At 46.5% G+C, this 12,022-nt stretch carries 8 protein-coding genes; 5 read left to right on the forward strand and 3 right to left on the reverse strand.

Annotated features, from left to right (window positions below; translation table 11 throughout):
* The first annotated feature begins 35 nt into the window (after positions 1-35).
* From BN2373_RS06740 to brnQ, 5 genes are all read left to right on the forward strand, one after another.
* Positions 36-2,378, forward strand: coding sequence for a DNA translocase FtsK (locus tag BN2373_RS06740; RefSeq protein ID WP_074017980.1), 2,343 nt, complete (start codon positions 36-38; stop codon positions 2,376-2,378).
* A complete protein-coding gene (gene pgsA / locus BN2373_RS06745; RefSeq protein ID WP_053943328.1) occupies positions 2,362-2,916 on the forward strand; it encodes a CDP-diacylglycerol--glycerol-3-phosphate 3-phosphatidyltransferase in 555 nt (184 codons plus the stop codon). The genes BN2373_RS06740 and pgsA overlap by 17 nt, the downstream gene beginning before the upstream one ends.
* A gap of 52 nt (positions 2,917-2,968) precedes the next feature.
* Positions 2,969-4,075, forward strand: coding sequence for a recombinase RecA (gene recA, locus BN2373_RS06750; protein ID WP_053943329.1), 1,107 nt, complete (start codon positions 2,969-2,971; stop codon positions 4,073-4,075).
* A 49-nt stretch (positions 4,076-4,124) separates the two neighbouring features.
* On the forward strand, positions 4,125-5,666 hold the full coding sequence (gene rny / locus BN2373_RS06755; RefSeq protein ID WP_053943330.1) for a ribonuclease Y: 1,542 nt from the start codon (positions 4,125-4,127) through the stop codon (positions 5,664-5,666).
* Positions 5,667-5,806: 140 nt separating this feature from the next.
* The gene (gene brnQ, locus BN2373_RS06760) at positions 5,807-7,102 is read left to right on the forward strand and encodes a branched-chain amino acid transport system II carrier protein (RefSeq protein ID WP_053943331.1); all 1,296 of its coding nucleotides are present in this window, start codon (positions 5,807-5,809) and stop codon (positions 7,100-7,102) included.
* Here brnQ and BN2373_RS06765 read toward each other — a convergent pair.
* Genes BN2373_RS06765 through BN2373_RS06775 form a run of 3 tightly spaced genes read right to left on the reverse strand, consistent with a single transcriptional unit; the run spans position 7,099 to position 11,958 of the window.
* Positions 7,099-7,425, reverse strand: a complete 327-nt coding sequence (locus BN2373_RS06765) for a hypothetical protein (protein ID WP_053943332.1) — start codon at positions 7,423-7,425, stop codon at positions 7,099-7,101. The genes brnQ and BN2373_RS06765 overlap by 4 nt on opposite strands.
* Positions 7,422-10,244, reverse strand: coding sequence for a YfhO family protein (locus tag BN2373_RS06770; RefSeq protein WP_053943333.1), 2,823 nt, complete (start codon positions 10,242-10,244; stop codon positions 7,422-7,424). Before BN2373_RS06770 ends, BN2373_RS06765 begins: the two co-directional genes overlap by 4 nt.
* Before the next feature lie 22 nt (positions 10,245-10,266).
* Complete coding sequence (locus BN2373_RS06775; protein ID WP_053943334.1) at positions 10,267-11,958, reverse strand: glutamine--tRNA ligase/YqeY domain fusion protein; 1,692 nt, start codon at positions 11,956-11,958, stop codon at positions 10,267-10,269.
* Positions 11,959-12,022 lie beyond the last annotated feature (64 nt).

Below are 12,022 nucleotides of genomic sequence, written 5' to 3' on the forward strand. Positions count from 1 at the left end.
TTATGGTATAATAAACGGTAGTGTTAGGAGGATTCATGGCGGGTCAAAACAAGCGAAAAAGACAGAATCACAAGAAACAGGGGAGGAGAGAGGGGCTCTTACTTTTTGGAGTTTTCCTCTTTTTACTGATGGGAGTGTCCATCTATTTCCAGTCCATGACGGGAATTGTGGGTGCTACTGTCGGTGATTTTTTCTTCACCCTTTTTGGGGTTATGGCTTATGGATTTCCTCTCCTTTTTTTGCTTTTTCTCATCACGGAATGGGTCCGGCAGTGGCGGACAAAATTTGGTGGAAGCGTTCTCTACGTCTTCGCCCTTTTTTTCTGCCTATCTCTGATTCTTTGGACCCAGGTTAATCCTGACGGCTCTTTTCAGACCTCCATGGAAATGGCAGGGGAGTGGGGACTGATTAAGCGAGGCCCCGGACTTTTTGGCGGTTTTTTCGGTTTTCTCTTTTCCAAGGTAATCGGGTCAATCGGAATTTACCTTCTCTTTGTTTTCTGCGTTTTTTTCTTCCTTCTTCACCTCTTTGACCTTCGTTTGATGGAGTTTTTCCACATCATGGGTCAAGCACTTTCCCGTCTTTTCGATAAGACTCGGACTTCGGTAAAGGAAGCCAGAAAAGCTTCTGGTCGTAAAAAGGCAGAAGAGGAGATTCCTGGTCCCTTCCCGCTAGCTAATGAAAGAAGGGAAGAAGCTCCACCGGGGCTTTCTCCTGTGGAAGGTCTGCCTTCCTTTCTACAGCTAAGTCAGGATGAATTGAACGAAGATAAAAAAGAAGTTGGTCATAGTCATATAAAAAAAGATCCTATCCCCATTAATGACTATGCCCGCCCTCAATCGAAGGACCATTCGGTAAAGAAGGATTTACCGGCTGATTCTGCTGACGATGAACTTAACTTTTCTGTGGATAAAGGAGAAGTGGATTACATTCCTCCCTCCCTTGACCTTCTTCGTCCGCCAGCCCACTCTTCGGATATGAACCCTCAGGTGCTGAAAAAAAATGCGGGCATTATCGAATCAACCTTAGCTTCCTTTGGCATAGAATCCGAGGTGGTCTCCATTCAGCGAGGACCAACAGTCGCTCTTTATGAGCTCAAACCTGCAGCAGGAGTTAAGGTTTCCCGGATCACCAACCTGGCTGATGACCTTGCTCTCTCCTTGGCTGCCGCTGATATTCGGATTGAAGCACCTATCCCCGGAAAGCCCTACGTGGGTATTGAAGTACCTAATCCTTCTGCAGATATGGTCAGTCTGCGTGAGATTTTTGAAGCACCGGAATTCAGTCAGGCTCAAGATGCCTTACCTGTTGCCTTGGGTCAATCCATTTCAGGAAGACCGATTGTTGCTAAGATTGCAAAGATGCCCCACCTTCTTATTGCGGGGGCAACCGGATCAGGAAAGTCTGTTTGTATTAACACCATCATTCTTTCTTTGATCTACAAGTATTCCCCTTCCGACCTTAGGATGGTTCTTGTTGATCCGAAGGTGGTGGAATTGTCGGTCTATAATGAGATTCCCCATCTTCTTATCCCGGTGGTTACCGATCCGAAGAAGGCGGCTAAGGCCCTATTCACGGCAGTACAGGAGATGGAAAGACGTTTCAAATTGTTTTCCAAATTTTCCGTCCGTGATATTCAGGGTTATCGGGATAAGTGCCGGGTGGAAGAAGGAATGGAAAAGCTTCCTTTTATTGTCGTTATCATTGACGAACTTTCCGACCTCATGATGGTGGCCTCAAAAGATGTGGAAGCCCATATTACCCGACTGGCCCAGATGGCCCGGGCTTGTGGGATCCACCTCATTATTGCCACTCAACGCCCTTCTGTGGACGTCATCACCGGGACGATTAAAGCCAATATTCCTTCCCGCATCTCCTTCCAGGTTTCCTCCTCCATCGACTCCAGAACCATCCTGGACCAAGCCGGAGCGGAGACACTCCTTGGAAAGGGGGATATGCTTTACTATCCCTCCAACCTTCCCAAGCCGAAAAGAGTGCAGGGTGCCTTTGTTTCCGATGAGGAGGTATCCAAGGTGGTTGGATTTATTAAGGAAAAGCACAACGCACAATACGATACCAGCTTTATTGAAAAAATTGAGAAAGACGCCTCTTCCGGAAGTAGTGGGGGAGGGGAGGATGAACCAATGGACGACCTGATGGATGAAGTTCTGGAATTTATTTCCCATGAAGAGACGACATCTATTTCGGGCCTCCAGCGCCGTTTCCGGATCGGCTATGCTCGTGCCGGCCGTATCATCGATGACTTGGAATCCATCGGTGCCGTTTCCGCCCAGGACGGATCCAAGCCCAGGGAAGTTCTGGTTCGGGAAGATCCCGAACAATGGAAGGAAAGGAATCTCAATGAATCTGCCGAATAAAATTACAATTGTCCGTATACTTCTCATTCCCCTTTTTATGGTCCTCTTCTACTTGCTCCCTGAGGAGAGCCTTTGGCCTGTGGTCATCTTTATCCTGGCTTCCATCACCGACTTTATTGATGGGCGTATGGCCAGATCAAGGGGTTTAGTCACGACTTTTGGAAAGTTTATTGATCCTTTGGCGGATAAGCTCCTGACCCAGGCGGCATTTATCCTCTTGGTTGACCGGGGAGAGGTCGCCGGTTGGATCGCCCTGGTCATTTTAGCAAGGGAACTGATGATCACTGCTTTTCGTACCTTAGCGGCAGCAGATGGAATTACGATTGCCGCTTCTAAGTGGGGAAAGTATAAGACCTTCATCCAGATGGTGACGATTATCATCTTTCTGTCTAAGCCCTTCTTGATTCAACAGTTTTCCTGGACCTTCCTGGGCAAGATATCAACGATTCTTCTCTATTTGGCCCTGGCTCTGACAATTTTGTCCGGCCTGGATTATCTGGTCAAGAATAAGCAGGTTCTTGACTTGGAGAATGCCTAACTTGATTTGATCGATAGTAATGAACTCTTTATAATTATAAGAAGGAGGAAGAATGGCCAACCAAAACTTGAATGCCAGTGATCGCGATAAAGCCCTTCAGACGGCTTTTAATAAAATTGAAAAACAGTTCGGTAAGGGTTCGGTAATGAAATTAGGGGATATGCCCCATACAGAAATTGCCGCTATTCCCACCGGTGCAATTAATCTTGACCTTGCTTTGGGCATTGGTGGAATTCCTCGTGGCCGGATTGTGGAATTATACGGCCCGGAGTCTTCAGGGAAGACAACTTTAGCCCTTGAAACAGTAGCTCAAGCTCAGAAAATGGGTGGCATTGCTGCTTTTATCGATGCCGAACATGCCCTTGATGTTGGCTATGCGAAGAATTTGGGAGTGGATATTGATAATCTTGTCCTCTCTCAGCCGGATGATGGAGAACAGGCCCTGGAAATTTGCGAATCTCTGGTTCGTTCCAATGCGATAGATATCGTTGTGGTTGATTCCGTTGCCGCCCTGGTTCCTCGTGCAGAAATCGAAGGGGAGATGGGGGATACCCATGTAGGACTTTTGGCCCGTTTGATGAGCCAGGCCTTACGCAAGCTTACTCCCATTGTTTCCAAAACGAATACAACCGTTCTTTTTCTAAACCAGATCCGTCAAAAAATCGGGGTCATTTACGGGAATCCGGAGGTGACCACCGGAGGCATTGCCCTAAAATTCTATTCGACAGTTCGACTGGAAATCCGACGGGGCGAACAGATCAAAGATGGGAATGACGTAATAGGAAGTCGGACCCGAGTTAAGGTCGTAAAAAATAAGGTTGCTCCTCCATTCAAAAGAGTGGAGTTTGATATTATGTATGGTAGTGGCATTTCTCATATCGGGACGATTTTAGATACCGCCAATGACATGGGGATTGTTGATCGGGCAGGTGCCTGGTACAGCTATAACGATGTAAAGTTGGGTCAGGGCCGAGAAAATTCCAAGACCTTTTTGGAGGAAAATCCAGACCTTCTCAAAGAGATCGAAGAAAAAGTCCGCACTACTATCCAGTCCGATCACTCAAAAAATGACTCGGAATCCCAGGATTCCGACCGGAAGAATGCCGTTTCCTCAGTGAGTGACAAAGGAGACGACGATGCATTTTTTGACATCGACTGATTTCTCTTAAAAATGTACCTTTTACAATCTATATGAAAGGAGGTGAACGATGGATATACTTATTCCTATCCTGGCCTTTCTTGTCGGGTCCGCTGCTTTCTTCTTTATCGGAGGTAAGGTAAAGGAGAATCAATTTGAGTCAGAAGTGGGATCGGCCAAGTCTTTGTCAAAGAAAATTGTTGACGAAGCGAACCGAACTGCTGAGACGGCAAAGAAGGAGGCTCTGCTTGAAGCCCGGGATGAAATCCATCGGATGAAAGATGAACAGGAAGCCCAATACTTTAAACGCCAGAATGAACTCCAGGATATGGAGCGTCGGGTATTAAAGAGGGAAGACAGTCTGGAATCCAAAACAGCAAGTTTTGAAAGACGACTCAGCCAACTCCAATCCGATCAGAAGAAGGTGGCTGAAACACGTGAAGAGGCAAATGCCCTTCTCATCAAACACCAGGAAGAATTGGAGCGTATTTCGGGCTTATCGAAGGATCAGGCAAAGGATGAAGTCTTGGAAGAAATGAAAGCCAAGACCATCCATGAACAGGCTCAGATTCTTAGAGACTACCAATCAAAAACGGAAGAAACAGCAGAGGATATGGCTCGGGAAATAGTTACTCGGACCATCCAACGTTTCGCATCGGATTATGTTGCCGAATCGACCGTTTCCGTAGTTTCCCTGCCCAATGATGAAATGAAGGGAAGGATCATCGGACGAGAAGGCCGTAATATTCGTTCCTTTGAGACCATATCCGGCGTAGATTTAATTATTGATGATACGCCTCAAGCTGTGGTTCTTTCTTGCTTCGACCCGGTTCGCCGGGAAAAAGCTCGTGTTGCCCTGGAAAAGCTCATCGCTGATGGACGAATTCATCCGACTCGGATTGAAGAGCTTTATAAGAAGGCAGAATCGGAAGTCGATCAGACGATCAAAAAAGCGGGAGAAGAAGCCCTGAATGATGTGGGCATTCGAAATATGCATCCTGAGCTGGTTTTTATTTTGGGTAAACTGAAATATCGTACTTCTTATGGTCAAAATGCCCTTGGCCATTCTATTGAGGTGGCACATATTGCCGGCATGCTGGCTGAGGAAGTGGGGGCCAACGTCAAGGTCGCAAAACGAGGAGGATTACTCCACGACATTGGTAAGGCTATCGACCATGAAATCGATGCTCCTCATGTCGAACTGGGCGTTAAAGCCGCTCGACGCTACAAGGAGAAAAAAGAAGTTCTTCACTGCATTGAGTCCCACCACAATGATGTGGAACCATCCACCATTGAAGCCCTTCTGGTTCAGTCTGCCGATGCCATTTCTGCGGCAAGACCGGGTGCCCGCCGGGAGTCCATGGAGAATTATGTCAAGCGTCTGGAAGATCTTGAAGCCATTACCAATTCCTTCCAGGGAATTGAAAATTCCTTTGCGATCCAAGCCGGACGCGAAGTAAGAATCATGGTCAAGCCGGAAGCTGTTTCTGAAGATCGAATGACCGTACTGGCAAATGAGATCGCTCATAAGATCGAGGAAAACTTAGAGTATCCGGGACAGATTAAAATCAATATGATTCGTCAGACCCGTGCTCAAGCTTTTGCAAAATAAAAATCATAATCCGGAAGAGCCTGTCCTGTTCGACAGGCTCTTTTTTACTGTTCAAAAAAGTGGGAAAATGATATTATAGTAAAAGCTTATGAAATGTTACCCAAAATGATTCTCATGAAGATGTAGAAAGAGAGAGAAGAATGGACCCATCCTCCAAAATTACAACTAAGCAGATGATCGTTTCCGGTTTAGCCCTGTTCGCCATATTTTTTGGGGCAGGAAATTTAGTTCTACCTCCCATGATGGGCTTAAAGGCTGGAGCCAGTTGGCCTATCGCCCTTATTGGTTTTTTACTTTCTGAAATTGTTTTCATCTTTATTGGTTTTCAATCTGCCATCTTCTGTAACGGCGATATGAGAGAATTTGGTAAAAAATATTCTAAGAACTTCGGTGTACTGCTCGGCGTTGTCATCATGCTCTTAATCGGCCCCATTATCGCCATCCCTCGGACTGCGGCGACAACGTTTGAAATGTCCGTTCTTCCGTTTTTTCCGGACTTTAACCATATTCTTTTTTCCCTGATTTTTTTTGCCCTGACCTTTTTCTTCTCGATTAACGGGAGCTCGGTTGTTGATTTTATTGGGAATTATATGACGCCGGCCTTGCTTTTTATCCTTATTGTTATTTTAGTCAAGGGAATTATTTCTCCTCTAGCACCTTCCACTCAGGCAGTTGGACAACAACTGGGAGCCGGATTTGTTGAAGGCTACCAAACTATGGATGCCATTACCTCGGTCATTATGGCCTCGACCTTCATCACCTATTTTAGAGATTTAGGAATTAAGGATACTAAGGAGATGTCCTGGACCATGACGCGGGTCTGTGGAATTGCCTGCCTGCTCTTGGGACTGGTCTACGGAGGTCTTACCTATCTGGGAGCCATCTCCACCTCTTTTGGCGACCCTTCCATGCAAAGGACAGAGCTTTTAACAAAGATCGTGGGACTAACCATGGGTTCATTTGGCAACATCGCCTTAGGCCTATGTACCTTCCTGGCTTGTCTGACGACCTCCGTGGGACTGACCCATGCCACCTCCAGCTTTTTCCAGGATTTTACCAAGGGAAAGATTCCCTATAAGTTTATGGTTATCGTGACAACCTTGGTTGCCTGTGTGATCTCCCTCTTAGGTGTCGACCAAATCATCGCCTTATCCGCTCCTCTTTTATCCGTCGTTTATCCGGTCATGATCCTCCTCACCATCTTAAACCTCTTAGATCATGGACGAATTAGCCATTGGATTTATAAGTTTTCCGTCAGCTTTACTTTTATCGCTTCCATAGTGGATGGGATTCGGGCCTATGGCTTCAAGGATCTGTCTTTAGTTAAAGCCTTTGACCACATCCCTCTTGCCCAATATGGTTTTTCCTGGATCTTCTTCTCTTTAGTGGGAATAGGCCTGGGCTTCCTGGTTTCCAGGTTAAAAGAGAAGAACTAACTCCCGGATCTTTTTTCCTTATCCATTGTCTCCTTTTGTCTTCGTTTGGCTTCTTCAACATGGACCCGATCATCCAGATAAATGCTACGCTTGCAGTGGGGACAGGAAGAAGGGAAAGGGATCATCTTTCTCAGGTGGTAACCGCAGTGGGGACACCGCCATAGGTTATAATCCAGATAAGCAGCGAGAATAAAAAGGAAGAAAAGGACCGGCTCCACCAGGTGGAGCTGGTCCTTATTTTTATCGATAAAAATGAGAATAAGGCTTAGTACCATCCCCAGACGGGCCAGGATATGGAGTGTACGTGTCGTTCGAAGTTTCATTTGTTCACCTCATTGTTGATAATGGATTTCTCCGAATCATAGGCAATGAGATAACGCAAGCTGCCCCGGCGGAGGTTCCGCTTTCGATTCTGTCTGAGGCGAAGGTAGGTCATTTCAAAAATAAGAAGAACGACCAGGGAAAGGGCAGAGGTGATCGCTCCATAATTCAGATAGGGGGGAGTATAGGTCATGGATAGACGGTGACTTCCTTCCGGAACCGAGACCAAAGTTAGCCCATCCAGACCCTTCTGGGTGTTGACCATATGGTCGTCCACAAAGACCTCCCAACCTTCATCATAGGGAATGGAAAGGAGAAGGTAGGGGGTGTTTCTCTGAGCCTGAAAATGTCCTTCCAGATAGGTATCCTCCCAATAGGTCACCTTAAGTCCATTGGCATTCTGGAAATTTTTAGCCTGATCCCAAGCCATCTCGTTAAAGCGAAATAGGGAAATGTTGTTGATGGTGAAGTTACTTTTTTTCTCACCTAACTTAACTTTCAAGTCTTGGAAACGGGTGGGATCGGATTTTGCCGCCACGTTGTAAATTTGAGAAAAGTTTGATGAGGAGTTGCGTTTCGAGGGGAGAAGGTCTCCATTCAGATAAAGGGAAGAATTCTTCTTATTCAGCGTATTAGATACAGAAAGATAATAGGAAGCCCCTTTTTCTGTTTTGAAATGATAGTTAAGGAAAGCCTCTTTTCCCTCTTCAATCTGGCGGAAGCGGGAAAGATGATCATTCATTTGGCTTTCCTTCATATTTACCCTTTCCGTCAGATCACAGGCTTCTCTTTGGAAGTAGTTAATCGACCCGGGATTTCCATCCAGATAGTTGGCTATCATATCTTGACTGTCCATGGGATTCTTCCGCCCGAAGTGAAAGTGCTGAATTCCTTCTTCGGCTAAAAGGCCCAGGGGAAGGGCCTGGTCCAACTCATAGATATCCATGTATGGCGTTGATCCTATTTTTCTCATATCCCGTAAGTCGGGACGATATGAATTTTTTCGAAAATGAGAGTAATAGGGAACCTGCCCATTGTCCTTTACCGTAGAGACCAGGTAATAGCGGAGAGCGAACAAACCATCAGTTAGCTTAGTGGGGTTTGATCCGTTGACGGCATTGGAGGTTACCGGAAAACCAAGACCGGACAGAACATCGACCGTGGTCCGGTTCAAGTCTGAATTAAAATGAGAAAGACAGGGATAGCCGAACCGCATACCGTCATTATTGTCATGCTGGAAGTCTTTTTCAATGCGATAAAACTCTTTATTTCCGGGAGCCAGTGTCTTTGTTGATTCAGCTAAGGCTTGCTCAAAAAAGCTGAATTGCTGGTAGCTTTCGTACTCATAGCAACCGGTGAGGAAGGCTCCATGAATGCCCATCTCAACCAGGGTGACCATAGCCAGAATTCCCGTTAATTGTCGTCGGAAGGAAAGAGACGGGGAAGATGCTCTTGCATGGACCATATAAACCAGGATAATGACCATAACCCCGGTTGCCACAAGGTGGTAGGGCGTTAAAAAGTCATTGAATCGTTCGAGGTTGGTATAAAGATAGGCCAGGAGCCCACCATAAAGGAGAAGAGCCACAAGATAACCTATGGGCCGGGTTGATTGTATCCGAACATAGGAACGATAACCCAGATAGACCATGAAAAAAGACATGAGCCAGGAGTATCGGTAGATGTACCAGAGGGGATGCTGCATTCCGTGCCATATTAAATTTAAGGCATCGATCCCCATGGAGAAATAGAGAACGGCCAAAACAAAGAAAGCTGCCAATTTTTCTCGGAAAGAAAGGCTTTTCTGAAAAAAGTAGAGGATGATCAGGACATTGACCAAGCTTCCTACAAAAATATTCGGCAAACCAAAGGGAACCTGGTCATAGGAAAATGCACCGGGAATCAATTTGGCAAAAAAGTCCAAGGGCGGATAATTCCATTCAATTTTCGGCAAGACCTTTTGGGTGTAGGACCCCTTGGAAAGAACAATGGAGTAGAGTGTGGGTGCGAGAACAACGGCAGCCAAACCGGCTCCAAGGACCGAATAAAGAAGGAAGCGGACAAACTGGAAAAAGCGGTTCTTTACCCATTCTTTTTTTGAAAAACTCTTATCCCTGGGCGAACGAATTAAGCTGAAGATGGTATAGACCCCTAAAAACAAGCAGGCCATGTAAGCCATATAGTAATTCACACAAATCATATACGCCAGTGAAAGGACATAGGGGAGAGGATTTTTCCCTTCCAATAGACGTTCTAAGAACAATACGACTAAAGGAAAAATCAGGATCGCATCCAGCCACATATGATTGAGCATAAAAGCAACGGAAAAGGAAAGCACTCCGTAAAGAGTGGAAAAGAGGATGACCTTACTATCCTGACCTTTTTCGTGGCCCATCAAAAAGATGGAGAAGTTGAGACCGGCCAGCCCGATCTTAAGACACTGGACGATCTGAATGGCGTAGGGGAGGTCCTCCCTGGAAAAGAGGAAAAAGATCAAATGAAGGGGGCTCAGCATATAGTAAGAGAAGCTACCGGCCATCCCTCCGCCCAAAGATTTTGTCCAATTGTAAAAGAAGCCTCCCGGATCAGAAAAGCTGTGTCGAAAGGCCTCATAGAAGCCAACATATTCATGGCGGAGGTCCACAGCCATGGTGGTGTTGGGGCCGAAGGGGAAAATGCCGGACACCACAAAGCCGGGAATTAAAAGCAGGATAGGCAGAAGAAAGGAGGCAAGAAGAATCAAAGCCCGCTTGGAGAAAGCGGGCTTGGTCCGTACTTGTAAGATGGTGTCCATGCCTCGATAAACTTTTTTTTCACTCATGGATACTTCCTTTAATGAATCTTTACTTTGCTTTATACGAATCTCTGAGGGAGACGATTTCGTTGAAAATTCGATGGTCAGCCGTTGACTTAGTGTCTTCAATAAAGAAGCCCTTCCGCATGAACTGGACCTGTTTTCGGCCTTCCTGAGCCAAATAGGGTTCCACATAACAGGGTTTCAGAACTTTGAGGGAGTCCGGGTTGATGAGCTCCGTATAGTCTCGGTCATCCCCATCCGGATTCTCCACAGTGAAGAGTTTGTCATAGAGGTTGACCTGGCATTCGATCCCTTCTTTCACCGGAACCCAGTGGATGGTCCCCTTGATCTTCCGGCCGTCAGCGGGATTCCCACCCTGGGAATCGGGATCGTAGTCGGCATGGACACAGGTCACTCGGCCCTTTTCATCCGCCTCATAGGAGGTGCATTTGACCACAAAGGCGTTCATGAGCCGGACTTCATTGCCGGGGAAGAGGCGGAAGTATTTTTTGGGTGGGTCGATCATGAAATCATCCCGGTCAATCCAAACTTCTTTGCTGAAAGGAATCTGATGAGTTCCCATAGATTCATCTTTCGGATGGTTTTTTACCGTGCAGAGGACGGTCTCGTCTTTCGGAAAATTATCAATAATCAACTTGACCGGGTCAAGTACACCCATCACTCGCGGAGCATGTTGGTTGAGGTCATCCCGGACAAAGTATTCCAGATACTGGAAGTCGACGATGGAATCGGTCTTGGATACGCCCACAGCATCGATGAAGTTCCGAATAGCCTGAGGCGTGTAACCCCTTCTCCGCATGCCAATTAGGGTGGGGAGGCGGGGATCATCCCAACCATCAACTAAACCTTCCTCAACCAGGTAGCGGAGTTTACGTTTAGACATGACGGTATAGGTCATATTGAGGCGGGCAAATTCAATCTGGCGGGGCTTGTTTTCTACCTGGGTTTCTTCAATAACCCAGTTATAGAGGGGGCGATGGGCTTCAAATTCCACCGTACAAAGGGAGTAGTTGATCCCTTCAAAAGCATCCTCCAAAGGGTGAGCAAAATCATACATGGGATAGATACACCACTTTGTTCCGGTCATATGGTGGGGTTTATGGGCAATCCGGTAGAGGACAGGATCCCGCATATTCATATTCCCGGAAGCCATATCAATTTTGGCACGTAAAGTCTTTTCACCATCCTGAAATTCACCGGCCCGCATCCGCTCAAAAAGGTCCAGATTTTCTTCCACAGACCGGTTTCGATAAGGAGATTCCTTGCCGGGTCGGTTAAAATCACCCCGACTTTCTCGAATTTCCTCCGCCGTTTGGTCGTCAACATAGGCTTTACCTCTGCGGATGAGATGGAGGGCGGCAGCATACATCCGATCAAAATAATCTGAAGCGTGAAAATACCGATCACCCCAATCAAAGCCCAACCAGCGAATATCATCTTTGATTGCCCGTACATAGGCTTCGTCTTCCTTTACCGGATTGGTGTCATCCATACGAAGGTTGCAGAGGCCCCCGTACTTTTCTGCCGTTCCGAAATCGAGGCAAATGGCCTTAGCATGACCGATGTGAAGGAGGCCATTGGGTTCCGGGGGGAAACGGGTGTGAATATCATGTCCATAAGTCCGTCCGCCGGGCTTTTGTTCTTCATCAATAATTTGATGGATGAAATTGCTGGACGCATCATCCTGAATTGACTTGGTATCGATATTGGGATTCATAAAAACTCCTCTCTAATGACCTGTTCGGATTGGTCTATTTTACCACGTATGAAGGCATAACATG

It is taken from the genome of Kallipyga gabonensis (genome assembly GCF_001286805.1).
In the GTDB taxonomy this organism is placed as follows: domain Bacteria; phylum Bacillota; class Clostridia; order Tissierellales; family Peptoniphilaceae; genus Kallipyga; species Kallipyga gabonensis.